Below are 12,992 nucleotides of genomic sequence, written 5' to 3'. Positions count from 1 at the left end.
CGTGACGAGACGCTACACCCGCTCCCCCCATCATTGAAAGTTAAATCGGGAAGCCAGGGCTGTGAAGATGCTGTGAGCTTCGCAACGCGCTGTCAGAGCCATTCGCCGAACGCGGCCGGCTCGCGCGTGAAGCGGTATGTGGCCCAGTTGAGTTGGGTGACGGAACCGTCGGCGTCGCGGGTGATGACGAGCCATTCGCCGCGCTCGCGACCCGCGACGGTGCGGTAGCGGTCTTCGTCGACGCGCTCGAAGACGGCCGGCGCCTTCCACTCGGGCAACCCCTCGACGCGAGCCTTGAGCGTGCCGCCCTCGACGACGAACGTGAACTGCGTCCCCTCCGAGAACCACACCCCGAGCAGCGGGACGAACTCCGGGGGCACGGTGATCCCGGGCGTCCAGGCTGCGGGCAGCTCGGGTTCGCGCTCCTGGACGGCGCTCGCGAGGTCCGTGGCGAGGGCCGCGGGATCGGGGGTGTGCGTCGCGTTCATGAGAGCGACGCCCGTCGTCGCGCTCTCGCGGTGCGTGAAGACGCCGGTGATCGCGCCCGGCCAACCGCCGGTGTGGCCGACCCAGATGCGATCGTCACGGCGCAGCAGCATGAACCCGAGACCCCATGCGGCGCCCCAGCGATCGACGTCGGCGACGATCTGCGGCTGACACATCTCCTCGAGCGTGTCGGCGGAGAGGATCGCGGGGTCGGGGTTCGCGACGAAACCTCCCCAACGCGCCATGTCGCGCACACTCGAGACCATGCCCGCGGCCGGCGCGATGGCGCGCGAGTCGAAGACGGGTTCGTCGACGGGGACGTCGCTGTACGGCGGCACGAAATAGGTGCCCGCAGCATGCGGATCGGTGTCGACGCCGCCCGGGTGGCCGAGAGTTGTCGACGTCATGCCGAGTGGGTCGAGGAGCCGACGCTGCACGCTAGCGAACCAGTCGCCACCGTCGAGACGATTGATCATCTCGCCGAGCAGCGCGTACCCGAGGTTCGAGTAGTGGAAACGCGTGTGAGCGGGCAAGACGCGTTCGCTGTGGGCGAGGCTCGCGAGGAACTCGTCGCGACCCGGCATGACGAGCGTGTCGAACACGTCGCCGACGGCCTCGCGCTGGATGCCGGAGCTGTGCGACATGAACTGACGCGGCGTCATGCGCGCTAGCGGCGAATCGGCGGTAATGGTGTCAATGATGTCGCGGGCCGGAGCGTCGATGTCGAGCTTGCCCTCGTCGCGCAGGGCCATGATCGTCACCGCCACGAACGTCTTCGTGTTCGACGCGATCTGGAAGCGCGTGTTCTCGTCGGGCGCAGTCTGCCCGACGCGCTCCGCGCCGACGTTCTGGCCGAGGTGCGCCGCCCCGAAACCGTTGTGCCACAGCAGCGTCCCGCGTCGCGCCACCCCGGCGGCGAGGCCCGGCACGCGACCCGAGCGCTGAGCGTCGAGGGCGATGCGGTCGAGAGCCGTCGTCGTCTCGCGCGACAACCGCGTCGCCGTCGAGGGTTCGACGCGCCCGTCCACCTGAGAGACGCCGGACGTGGCAGCACGATCAGCCTGCACGTCCCGCGCGGCCGACGTCATCGCGGCAGCGTCAGCCTGGGAGTCGAGCGTCGCGGTAGCTCCTTCGTCCTGCGCGTCGAGTGCTGCCAGGGCACGATCGGTCGACGGGTCGTGGGGTGTCGGCGTGGACGAGTCAGTCATACCTCCACGCTAGGTGGTGACGCCGTCCGCTCCGGTTTTGCGGGCCGGCGAATCAGCGACGGCAGATTCGCGGGCGGCCTCGAGACGCATCACTGCCACGCGTCGCCGCCCCGCCTCGCCATGCCGGCGACGCCCCACTCGTATCCATCGGCGATTTTCGTCCACATTCGCGAATCTCGCCCCATCTGCGAACGGCGTCCACCCCGGCGAATCGCGTCCCCATCTGCGATTTGCACACGTCGACGGCTCAGGGCCAGCGACGTTCGATGCGCCAGGCTGACGGGTCGTCGAGGTCGCCGTCGCCGACGCGCACGTAGACGAGGCGGTCGTGCAGCCGGGAACGGCGCCCCGCCCAGAACTCGATCTCGTCGCAGTTGATGCGGTAGCCGCCCCAGAAGTCGGGCAGGGGGACGTCGTCGGCGCCGCCGGTGTCGGGGTAACGGGCCGTCATCTCGGCGTTGGCGGTCTCGAGCTCGGCGCGGCTCGTCAGCGGCCGCGACTGCTTCGACACCCACGCCCCGACGCGCGAACCATACGGGCGCGAGTCGAAGTAGGCGCGCACGACGTCACGAGGCAGCTCGACGGCGCTACCGGTGAAGCGGATCGCGCGAAACATCAGCGGCCACGTGAGCGCCCCGGCGATCTGGTCGTTCTCGGCGATGTCACGGCCCTTGGCCGATTCGAGGTTCGTGTAGAAACCGGGGCCGTCGGCCCCGAGGTAGCGCATGAGGACGGTCCGCACGTGCGGCGCGCCGGCGGCGTCGGCCGTCGCGATGCTGATGGCCTCTGGCTCGGGCACGTCGCCTTGGGCATTCTGGCGTTCGCGTGCTTCGCGCACCCACGCCTCGATCAGCTCGAGCGGCGCCGCGGGCAACTGCGACTCGTCGAGACCTTCACCGTCGTAATCCATGCGCACCTCGGTCATGCCCCCATCTTGCCCGCCCGGGCCGCTGCGCAGGGCGCCGGGGCGCAATCTGCGTCGGGACGAGCGGACAGGCCCGGTTCCGGAGGCACTCAGCGACGATTCTCGCCGCCTCCGCCGTGACGGTTCTCGCGGCTGCACGGCTTGGCGCTTGGTTGGCGGTCACACTGACGTTTTCTGCCGGGCACGTCGGGCAGGTGATGACCTGACGGGTCACAACCTGTCGGAGCGTGGGCGCTCGGTCTGCGCACCTCGGGACGAGGGCGCGTATCGCCTTTGACACCCTCCCGACGCGTCGACGGGCGCCGCCACCGGTCGCGCACTGGCCCGTCATGATCAACACGCCCGGCCAGCCTGTCTGGTCAGGACGAGCACCAGCGGGTGCGCAACCCCGCGCCCGCGCGGGACGGGCCCGCGCGGGACGGCCCCGTCGACTCGCCATTTCGGCCGCGCCCAGCCCACGATCCGCCCTGCGGAAAAGGTACCCGCCATGCGAAACGGGCGGCGCGGGCTGCAGCGCCCGTCCTAGAGTCGACAACGTGACTGACGCGAAGAGCCCCGCCATCGTCATCCCCGACGCCCTCAAGCCGAGCGACGGACGCTTCGGTGCCGGCCCGAGCAAGATCCGCCCCGACGCACTCGCAGCGCTCGCCGCTGCAGGTGAGGGTGCAACTCCGCTGCTCGGCACGTCACACCGTCAGGCGCCGGTGAAGAACCTCGTACGCGAGGTGCAAGAGGGCCTCGCGCAGATGTACGACCTGCCCGACGGCTACGAGACGGTGATGGGTCTCGGCGGGTCGAACGCGTTCTGGGACGTGGCCGCGTTCAGCCTGATCGAACACCGCCAGCAGAACCTCGTCTTCGGCGAGTTCACCGCCAAGTTCGCGACGTCCGCGACGGCGCCGTTCCTCGAAGCCCCCGACGTCATCGAAGCCCCGGCGGGCAGCGTCGCCGAGGCGCAGCCGAAGCCCGGCATCGACACCTACGCGTGGGCGCACAACGAGACGTCGACAGGCGCGATGGCGCCCGTCACGCGCCCGGAAAACACCGACGACGACGCGCTCGTCCTCATCGACGGCACGTCCGCCGCGGGCGGCCTGCCCGTCGACCTGACCGAGTGCGACGTCTACTACTTCGCGCCGCAGAAATCGTTCGCGAGCGACGGGGGCCTGTGGTTCGCGTTCATGTCCCCCGCCGCGATCGAGCGGGTCGCGCGCATCAAGGCGTCGGGCCGCTGGATCCCACCGTTCCTCGACCTCGACGCCGCCATCACGAACAGCCGTCAGGCGCAGACGTACAACACGCCGGCGCTCGCGACGTACGTCCTCATGAAGGCGCAACTCGACTGGTTCAACGCGAACGGCGGCCTCGACTTCGCCGTCGAACGCACCCGCGCCTCATCGAAGGCCCTCTACACGTGGGCGGACGCGCACCCCCACGCGACACCGTTCGTCACGGACCCGGCGCACCGCTCCCTCGTCGTCGGCACGATCGACTTCGACGACGCCATCGACGCGGCGGCGATCGCGGCGACGCTGCGCGCCAACGGCATCGTCGACGTCGAGCCCTACCGGAAGCTGGGACGCAATCAGCTGCGCGTCGGCATGTACCCTGCCGTGGAACCCACCGATGTGGCGGCGCTCACCCACTGCATCGACCACGTCATCGAACGGCTCTGACGCCACCGTCACCTCAGACCGCTCCAACGAAAGGCCCACCGCGTGCCCCTCGCTCACAACCTCACTCGCGAAACCGCCCAGCACCGTTCTCGCACAGTGACATTGAGCGACCAATCCATTCACCTGGATCTGACGGGCGCGCCGACGGAGGCCGCGACGTTCACCTCGACGTCGACACTGCGCCTCACCTGCACCGAAGGTGCGGTGTCGATCGACCTCGTCGCCGATGCCGCCCCATGCGTTCTGCTCGACGGCGTCGAACTCGACGCGAACGCCACGAGCTTCGAGGATTCTCTCGTCACCGTCCGCGGCCTGACGCCGGGGCGCGAGCACGTCGTCACCGTCATCGCCGAGTGCCACTACAGCCACACCGGCGAAGGCCTGCACCGCTTCCGCGACCCGCAGGACGGCGAGACGTACCTGTTCACCCACTTCGAACCGACCGACGCCCGCCGCGTCTTCGCCTGCTTCGACCAGCCCGACATCAAGACACACTTCGCGATCAGCGTCACCGCCCCGTCGCACTGGCTCGTGCGCAGCAACGGCGCACCCGAGAGCGCCGAACCGGCCGCCGCGAGCGACGAGACGCACGGCAACACCACCACCGACCTCACCCTCACGACGTTCACCCCGACGATGCCGCAGTCGACGTACATCGTCTGCGTCATCGCGGGCCCATACGCGCTGGTCGAGGACGAGGCGGTGCTGAGCGACGGACGCCGCGTGCCGCTGTCGATCATGTGCCGCCCGGCGATGCGCGCCAGCCTGCCCAGCGCGGACATGCTGCGCTGGACGAAGGCCGGGCTGCCGTGGTGCGAGCGCAAGTTCGGCTGCAGCTACCCCTGGGGCACCTACGACCAGATCTTCGTGCCCGAGTACAACATCGGCGCGATGGAGAACCCGGGCCTCGTCACGTTCAACGAGAACTACCTCAAGCGCGGCGACGCGACCCGCAGCGAACGCGAAGCGCTCGCCACGACGCTGCTGCACGAGATGGCGCACATGTGGTTCGGCGACCTCGTCACGATGCCGTGGTGGGACGACCTGTGGCTCAAGGAATCGTTCGCCGACTTCATCGGCGCGCAGGCCGCGTCCGAAGTCACCGAGTTCGACGACGCGTGGGCCACGTTCGGGCTGGGCCGCAAGGCGTGGGCGTACTCCGCCGACCAGCTGCCGACGACGCACCCCATCGTCGCCGACATCCCCGACGTCGAAGCCGCGCGCGCCAACTTCGACGGCATCACCTACGCGAAGGGCGCCTCCGTGCTGCGCCAGCTCGTCGCGTACGCCGGTGAGGACGCGTTCTACGAGGGCGCGGCGCTGTACTTCGAACGTCACGCCTTCACGAACGCGACCCTCGACGACTTCCTCGACGCCCTCGGCGAGGCGAGCGGACGCGACATGACGGCGTGGGCGCAGGCCTGGCTGCAGACGTCGGGCCCCGACACGCTCGAGGTGGCCGGCGGCGTCATCACGCGCCGCGGCGACCGCACGCGCCCGCACCGCTTCCACGCCACCGCATTCGACGTCGAGGCGCCCGACGCCTCCGAAGCCGCCGCCTGGCACGCCGCCGGCGACGCGTGGCTCGACCTCGAAGGCGAGAGCGACACGCTCGAGCTGCCGGGCGAACTGCGTGGCGCGGTCGTCCTCGTCGACGACGAGGACTGGACGTACGCGAAGATCGCGCCGAGCACCGAGACGCTCGAGCTGTTCGCGACGCAGCTCTGCCACCTCGCCTCGGCGACGCATCGCGCCACGGCGTGGGGGCAGCTGTGGCAGGCCACGCGTGATGCGCGCCTGCCCGCCGAGACGTTCGTGCGCGCCGGGCTGACCCAGCTCGCGGACGAACCGTCGGCGACGATCGTCGACGGCGCGGGACGGTTCGCGATCGCCGCGATCACGTCCTACCTGCCCGACGCCGCCTCGCGCGCCGACTGGGCGCAGGCGTTCTGGCGTGTCGCGATCGACCGGGCCGACGCATCGACGGGCACCGATCTTCCGGGCGTGTGGCGCCGACTGGCCCTCCTCGTCGCGGCCCTCGCCCCGAGCGTCGACGATGAACTGCGCGCCCTGCTCGACGCGCACACCCCGTTCGAGCCCGGCCAGGACGAGCGTTGGAGCGTCCTCACCTCACTCGCGGCGCACACCCGTGACGACGACGCCCGTCGCGACGTCGACGCCCGCCTCGCAGATGAACGCACGCGCGACACGACGCAGCGCGGTGCAGCCCAGGCGCTCGGCGCGACGGCAGCTCTCGGCCTCGACGACACCAAGCAGGCCGCGTGGCAGCGCGTCGACGACGCGTCGCTGACGAACGAGCAGGTCGCCGCGCTCGTCGCCGGGTTCACCCACCCCGCGAGCGTCGAGCTGGCCGGCGCGTACGCCGACAGCTACCTCGATCACCTCGAGACGTGGTGGCGCGAGCGCAGCCAGGTCATCGCCTCACGCCTCGTGCGCGGCCTGTTCGACACCCAGCCGGACACCGACGCCGCAGAAGCCTGGCTCGCCTCGCATCCCGACGCGCCGGGGGCACTGCGTCGGATCGTCGCCGAGGAGGTCGACCAGCTGCACCGTCGCCGCCGCGCGCAGGCCGTCAGCGACGGCTCGCGCCCCTGAGCCACATACCCGAAGGGCCGGGCCTCAGTTCGCGAGCTGCGCCACGAGCGGCACGAGCACGAACGCGGCGAGGGCGATGATGACGATGAGTCGGCGGGTCTTCGGGGTCATGTCGCCGATTCTCTCACCGCGAGATGGGTGGGCCGCATCGCGATGACGTCGCGCGCCGCGTAGTGCCGCACCCGCATCAGGGCGAGGCCGGCGACGAGCGTCGCGACGCCGACCGCGACGCTGCCGACGGCGATCGTCGCGCGAGCGCCGAAGGTGTTGCCGATCCACCCGATGAGCGGCGCGCCGACGGGCGTGCCGCCCATGAGGATCGCCATGTAGAGCGCCATGACGCGCCCGCGCAGCTGCGGGTCGACGGAGAGCTGGACGCTCGCGTTCGCCGTCGTCAACGCCGTCAGCGCACACAACCCGACGGGCACGAGGAACGCGCCGAACAGCCACACGTTCGGCGCCATCGCGGCGAGTGCGGAGAACACCGTGAACCCGGCGAGCGCCGCGAGCAGCAGCCGCAGTGACGGCGACTTGCGCCGGGCCGCGAGCAGCGCCGCGGCCAGCGACCCCACCGCCATCACCGACGAGATGATGCCGTAGGCGCGCGCGTCGGCGTGGAAGACGCTCGTCGCCATGAGCGCCGTCGTGATCTGGAAGTTCATGCCGAACGTGCCGAGCACGAACACGAGACCCATGATGAGCTGCAGGTCGCGCCGCCGACTCACGTAGGCGAAACCTTCGCGCACCCCGCCGCGGCCACGCCGTCGGGGCGCCGGCCGTAGTTCTCGCGGATTCATCGCGAGCAGCGCGGCGAGGACGGCGACGAACGACGCCGCGTTGAGCACCATCGCCCAGCCTGTGCCGATGCCCGCGATGAGCAGACCCGCGACGCCGGGGCCGATCAGGCGCGCCGCATTGAACGACGCCGAGTTGAGACCGACGGCGTTCGTCAGGTGCCCCTCGGGCACGAGTTCGGAGACGAACGCCTGACGCGTCGGGTTGTCGAGGGCCGTCGCGATGCCCTGCACGAGGGCGATGCCGAAGACGCTCGCGAGCGTCGCCGAGCCCGTCAGCAGCAGCCCCGCGAGCACGAGCGACGTCACCGCGAGCGCGCTCTGGCTCAGCATGAGCAGACGCCGCTTGGGGTAGGCGTCCGCGAGGGATCCGGCGAACGGGGCGAGAAGGACAACGGGCGCGAACTGCGTCGCGGTGATCGCGCCGAGCGCGGCGGCGTCGTGGTGCGTCAGTTCGGTGAGGACGACCCAGTCCTGCGTCACGCGCCCGATCCACGTGCCGACGTTCGACACGAGCGCGCCGCTCGCGTAGAGGCGATAGTTGCGGATGGACAACGAGGCGAAGGTGGGGCTCGTGGTGACTCCTCAGGACGACATGGCTGACGGCAACCTCGTCAACACCTGCCCCGCCCGGAATATTCCTTTTCGATCATTCTTCGGCGTCGGTCGCGCGGCCGTCGAGCACGTCCTCCTCGAGCACGTCGTCCCTGAGCCGCAGCCCGTACGTCGCGAGCGAGAGGTCGGCGAGCTTGCGCGTCGCCTCGGGGTCGTCGTCCTGCCAGGCGCGGGCGACGTCGTCGTCGATGGCGGCGAGCGCACGGGGCGAGGCGCTCGTCAGCGCTTCGAGCGCGAGCAACCGGCGTCCGCCCGGCATGGAACGCAGGCGGGCGAGGCGCCCCGCGGTGACGGCGTAGCGCAGGCGCGTCAGCAGCCACGGCACGAGCGCGAGGACGATCGGCAGCGCCGCCGTCAGGACCCCGAGCAGGACGGCGAAGCGGCCCAGCCCCGTCGCAAGGTCGTGCCCCGAGCCGGCCATGTCCGTCGCAGTGCCGGCGGCCTTGTCGAACGGGGTGCGCACCTCGGAACCGACGAACGGGACCTTCGCGACGGCATTCGCCGCGTCCGTCATGTCGAGCGCCAGGCTGGAGCTGCCGTGCTCGAGCTTCTGCGCGCCGCTCTGCGCCACGAGCGCCCGGTCGTGGACGACGGTGCCCGCCCAGATCGCGAGGACGCACCACAGCGCGAGGGCCACGTCGGCCACGATCTGACGGGTGCGGCGCGAACCGCGATCGGCGTAGAACTTGAGCCCCATGACGTGCCTTCTCTCCATCAGGATCGGGTGCGTGCCGCTGCATGCCGTCCCATCGTAGGGGCCACCTTCTCCAGCCGACTTCCAGCGAACGTCCAGTCGGGCGGGCGAGAATGACAGGCATGAGCACGCCCGAAGCACGCATCCTCATCGTCGAGGACGACACCAACATCCGCGAACTGCTCGCCACGAGCATGAAGTTCGCCGGTTTCGACGTCTCCGTCGCCGGCACCGGCAGCGAAGGGCTCGCCCTGGCCGCGACGCGGGAGTTCGACCTCGCCGTGCTCGACGTCATGCTTCCCGACATGGACGGCTTCGCCGTCACGAGCCGCCTGCGCGAGGGCGGACGCGAACTGCCGATCGTCTTCCTCACCGCGCGCGACTCCGTCGACGACACCGTCAAGGGCCTCACCGTCGGCGGCGACGACTACATCACGAAGCCGTTCAGCCTCGAAGAGGTCGTCGCGCGCATCCGCGCCGTCCTTCGCCGCACGAAGGCCGACGACTCGGACGGCCCCACCGTCACCGTCGGCGACCTCGAGCTCGACGACGACAGCCACGAGGTGCGCCGCGCGGGCCGCGTCATCGACGTCTCCCCCACCGAGTTCAAGCTGCTGCGCTACCTCATGCTCAACGCCGGTCGCGTCGTGAGCAAGGCCCAGATCCTCGACCACGTGTGGGACTACGACTTCCGCGGTGAGGCCGGCATCGTCGAGTCGTACATCTCCTACCTGCGCCGCAAGATCGACGTCGACGGTCTCGAACCGCTCATCCACACCAAGCGCGGCGTCGGATACGTGTTGCGCGAACCGCGCTGACGTAGGCGATCCCCCTGGTCTCCCCCGACGGCTACACGCTGCGCCAGCAGTACCTGCGACTGCGGCGCGGCGTCCACCGCTGGCCGCTGCGCGCCCGCATCGTCGCCGTCCTCGCCGGCCTGCTCGGCGCAGCGATGTTCGTCGTCGGCACTGCCGGGTCCTGGCAGCTGCAGAGCTACCTCGTCCAACGCGAGGACGCCGACCTCGTCGCCGCCGCGCCCACCCTCGTCGCCTCGACGATCCAGCAACAGGCCGAGCACGCGCGCGTGACGAGCGCCGTGCCCGTCAACGTGTATGCCGTCCGCATCGTCGGCGCGCAGGAGACGAACGACTTCGTCCCCGCCACGGGGCCCCGCCCCGACTTCCCCGACGTGACGAAGGCCAGCGCCATCGCGCACGGCGGGCACCCCTACACCGTCCACTCGCAGGGCGAGAGCACCGTGTCGTGGCGCGTCGTCGAAGGCATCGACGAGACCACCGGCGAGCCGTACGCCGTCGCCGTCAGCATGGCGAACGTCGACACCGTCGTGCGACGCATGCAGGTGCTCACCATCGGCGTCAGCGCAATCGCACTGCTGTTCGCGACGCTCGCGGCGCTGTGGGCGGTGCGGCGGGCGATGCGACCACTACGAGCCATCGAGGACACCGCCGCCGCCATCGCCGCGGGCGACCTGACACGCCGCGTCCCCAACCCCGACTCCGCCGACGAGATGGAGAGCCTTGCGCGCTCGCTCAACGTCATGCTCAGCCAGGTCGAACGCTCGATGGAGATCAAGGACCGCAGCGAGGAGAGCATGCGCTCCTTCGTCGCAGACGCCTCGCACGAGCTGCGCACTCCCCTCGCCACCGTCCGCGGCTACGCCGAGCTGTACCGTCAGGGCGCGGTGAGCGACCCCGACGACGTCGCCGCCGCCTTCCGCCGCATCGAGGACGAGGCGAAACGCATGAGCGCCATGGTCGATGACCTGCTCCTGCTCTCTCGCCTCGAGACGGAGCAGCGCGCCGCGACGATCGGGGCCACCGCGCCCGGCACGCCGCGACGCCACCACGACGTCGACCTCACCGTCATCGCCGCGGACGCCGTGAGCGACGCAGAGGCCCGCGGGGACGGCGAGCGCCGCTTCGCACTGCACGGGCTCGGCGGCGGCCTGGGCCCCGTCATCATCAGCGCAGACGAGCAGCGCCTGCGCCAGGTGATGACGAACCTCGTGAGCAACGCCGAACGCTACGCTCCGGGCACCGAACCCATCGAGGTCGGCGTCGGTGCGGTCGACGGGCGCGCCGTCGTCGAGGTCGCCGACCACGGCCCCGGCATCCCCGCCGACATGCGTGGCCGCATCTTCGAACGCTTCTACCGTGCCGACGTCGCCCGCAACCGCGCGAGCGGCAGCACCGGCCTCGGCCTGTCGATCGTCGCCGCGATCGTCGCCGCCCACGACGGTGAGGTGAGCGTGCGCGAAACCCCCGGCGGGGGCGCGACGTTCGTCGTCAGTCTGCCGCTCGCCGCGCCGGATTCACAGGCGCAGCACAGCTCGCATCACGTTGCCGACGAGACTGATGACGTCGAATAGCCTCGACTGACTACTCTCGTGACCCGAGAGGCCCCCTCAGCGCATCGACCGACGCAGCCCGCGTCAGCGCCGATCCGAGACCAGGAGCAGTGCCATGACCGAGACGCCCGACAGCGCCCCGAACCCCGACGAGCGACCGGACGGCGCCCGCCGTCACCAGCTGCCGGGCCAGGCTCCACGCCCTGACGACACGCAGGTGATCCGCTCCGAACCGGCCCGCCTCGACGCCCCGCCCGCCGGTGCGATGCCGGCGTCCGCCCCCGCGCCGACGTCCGGGCCTCAGCCCGGGTACCAGCCGAAGCCCGGGTACCAGCCGCAGCCCGGGTATCAGCAGCCGTGGGCTCAGCCGGGATACGAGCAGCCGGGAGCGGCGTACGGCGTCGGCTCGCAGCCTGCCGGTGGCGGGCGTTCGGGACGCGGCGGGCGCGGCCTCGCGCAGATCGGTGCGGCCTCGCTCCTCGCGGCGGCCCTCGCATCAGCCGGGACGTACGCCGTCGTCCAGCGCGACGACACCGGCGCCGTCTCGGGCGGCGGCAACTCGACGGTCATCAAGGCCGACCCGGCCGACTTCGCCGACGCCGGCGCGATCAACTGGTCGGCGACGGCCGCGAAGGTCAACCCGAGCGTCGTCTCGATCGACGTCAGCTCCGGCTCCAGCGGCGGCGAGGGCTCTGGCGTCGTGCTCGACAAGAGCGGCAACATCGTGACGAACAACCACGTCGTCAGCGGCGCCGGGTCGAACGCGACCGTCACCGTCACGCTCAACAACAACCGCACCTACCCAGCGAGCGTCGTCGGCACCGACCCGTCCACCGACCTCGCCGTCATCCGCATCAAGGACGTCCCGGACCTGCACCCCGTCGAGATGGCCGACGACAGCAAGCTCGTCGTCGGCCAGCCCGTCATGGCTGTCGGCAACCCCCTCGGCCTCGCCGGCACCGTGACGACGGGCATCGTCTCTGCCCTCGACCGGCCGGTGACGACGAGCGAGAGCGAATCCGACAGCTCCTCGACGTCGACCTCGACCGTCGTGACGAACGCGATCCAGACGAGCGCCGCGATCAACCCGGGCAACTCGGGTGGCGCGCTCGTCAACGGCAGCGGCAAGCTGATCGGCATCAACTCCTCGATCGCGTCGCTGTCGAACGGCGCCTCGGGCGGCCAGAGCGGCAACATCGGCATCGGCTTCGCCATCCCGAGCAACGTCGTGAAGAACATCTCGGGCCAGCTCATCGCCAAGGGCAAGGCCGAGCACGCGCTGCTCGGCATCGGCACGTCGCCGACGGAGGTCAAGAGCGGCAACGCGACGCTGACGGCGGCGAAGGTCGCGTCCGTCGCCCCCGGCAGCGGCGCCGCCAAGGCGGGGCTGCGCAAGGACGACGCGATCACCGCGATCGACGGCGAACCCGTCACCTCGCCCAACGCGCTCGTCGGTCAGGTGCGCTCGCGTACCGTCGGCAGCGCCGTCAAGCTGACGATCATCCGCGACGGTCGCCAGCAGGAGGTCTCGGTGACGCTGGGAGCTCAGTCCGACGTCAAGAATTGAGCGCTCCCCGCAACGGGTGCCAGGCGTAGAGTGAGGGATTCTG

The 12,992-nt window shown here is 70.6% G+C and carries 9 protein-coding genes; 5 read left to right on the top strand and 4 right to left on the bottom strand.

What is annotated here, in order from left to right; translation table 11 throughout:
• Positions 1 to 92: 92 nt before the first annotated feature.
• Positions 93 to 1,694: a serine hydrolase domain-containing protein gene (locus tag DYE07_RS11650; RefSeq protein ID WP_006944440.1), complete on the bottom strand. Its 1,602-nt coding sequence runs from the start codon at positions 1,692 to 1,694 to the stop codon at positions 93 to 95.
• A 247-nt stretch (positions 1,695 to 1,941) separates the two neighbouring features.
• Positions 1,942 to 2,619, bottom strand: coding sequence for a pyridoxamine 5'-phosphate oxidase (gene pdxH / locus DYE07_RS11645; RefSeq protein ID WP_038571517.1), 678 nt, complete (start codon positions 2,617 to 2,619; stop codon positions 1,942 to 1,944).
• A 536-nt stretch (positions 2,620 to 3,155) separates the two neighbouring features.
• Here pdxH and serC point away from each other — a divergent pair.
• Both serC and pepN read left to right on the top strand, forming a co-directional pair.
• Positions 3,156 to 4,295, top strand: coding sequence for a phosphoserine transaminase (gene serC, locus DYE07_RS11640; protein ID WP_038569270.1), 1,140 nt, complete (start codon positions 3,156 to 3,158; stop codon positions 4,293 to 4,295).
• 42 nt (positions 4,296 to 4,337) lie between these two features.
• Entirely contained in the window at positions 4,338 to 6,911 is a 2,574-nt protein-coding gene (gene pepN, locus DYE07_RS11635; protein WP_082740969.1) for an aminopeptidase N, read from the top strand.
• Between the two features lie 107 nt (positions 6,912 to 7,018).
• Here pepN and DYE07_RS11630 read toward each other — a convergent pair whose 3' ends face one another.
• Positions 7,019 to 8,260 (bottom strand): MFS transporter, encoded by a 1,242-nt coding sequence (locus tag DYE07_RS11630; protein WP_074045648.1) that lies wholly within the window; start codon positions 8,258 to 8,260, stop codon positions 7,019 to 7,021.
• A 94-nt stretch (positions 8,261 to 8,354) separates the two neighbouring features.
• The gene (locus DYE07_RS11625) at positions 8,355 to 9,017 is read right to left on the bottom strand and encodes a hypothetical protein (RefSeq protein WP_062258775.1); all 663 of its coding nucleotides are present in this window, start codon (positions 9,015 to 9,017) and stop codon (positions 8,355 to 8,357) included.
• Between the two features lie 110 nt (positions 9,018 to 9,127).
• Here DYE07_RS11625 and DYE07_RS11620 point away from each other — a divergent pair, with 110 nt between their 5' ends.
• The 3 genes from DYE07_RS11620 to DYE07_RS11610 all read left to right on the top strand — a co-directional run bounded on the left by DYE07_RS11620 (position 9,128) and on the right by DYE07_RS11610 (position 12,949).
• On the top strand, positions 9,128 to 9,832 hold the full coding sequence (locus tag DYE07_RS11620; RefSeq protein ID WP_038569284.1) for a response regulator transcription factor: 705 nt from the start codon (positions 9,128 to 9,130) through the stop codon (positions 9,830 to 9,832).
• A 134-nt stretch (positions 9,833 to 9,966) separates the two neighbouring features.
• Positions 9,967 to 11,403, top strand: a complete 1,437-nt coding sequence (locus DYE07_RS11615; protein WP_006944998.1) for a sensor histidine kinase — start codon at positions 9,967 to 9,969, stop codon at positions 11,401 to 11,403.
• Between the two features lie 94 nt (positions 11,404 to 11,497).
• Positions 11,498 to 12,949 carry a S1C family serine protease gene (locus tag DYE07_RS11610; protein ID WP_202775008.1) on the top strand — a complete coding sequence of 484 codons (1,452 nt, stop codon included), beginning with the start codon at positions 11,498 to 11,500 and terminating at the stop codon, positions 12,947 to 12,949.
• Positions 12,950 to 12,992 lie beyond the last annotated feature (43 nt).

Source organism: Dermacoccus nishinomiyaensis, assembly GCF_900447535.1.
In the GTDB taxonomy this organism is placed as follows: domain Bacteria; phylum Actinomycetota; class Actinomycetes; order Actinomycetales; family Dermatophilaceae; genus Dermacoccus; species Dermacoccus nishinomiyaensis.
The sequence above is the reverse complement of the archived record's forward strand: the minus strand, read 5'-3'. Positions and strand labels throughout refer to the sequence as shown.

Excerpts from the sequence above, each read along its gene's own strand:
- DYE07_RS11620 (WP_038569284.1), top strand. The coding sequence starts at position 9,128 with ATGACAGGCATGAGCACGCCCGAAGCACGCATCCTCATCGTCGAGGAC.
- pdxH (WP_038571517.1), bottom strand. The coding sequence starts at position 2,619 with ATGACCGAGGTGCGCATGGATTACGACGGTGAAGGTCTCGACGAGTCG.
- DYE07_RS11625 (WP_062258775.1), bottom strand. The coding sequence starts at position 9,017 with ATGGGGCTCAAGTTCTACGCCGATCGCGGTTCGCGCCGCACCCGTCAG.
- DYE07_RS11650 (WP_006944440.1), bottom strand. The coding sequence starts at position 1,694 with ATGACTGACTCGTCCACGCCGACACCCCACGACCCGTCGACCGATCGT.
- DYE07_RS11610 (WP_202775008.1), top strand. The coding sequence starts at position 11,498 with ATGACCGAGACGCCCGACAGCGCCCCGAACCCCGACGAGCGACCGGAC.
- DYE07_RS11615 (WP_006944998.1), top strand. The coding sequence starts at position 9,967 with ATGTTCGTCGTCGGCACTGCCGGGTCCTGGCAGCTGCAGAGCTACCTC.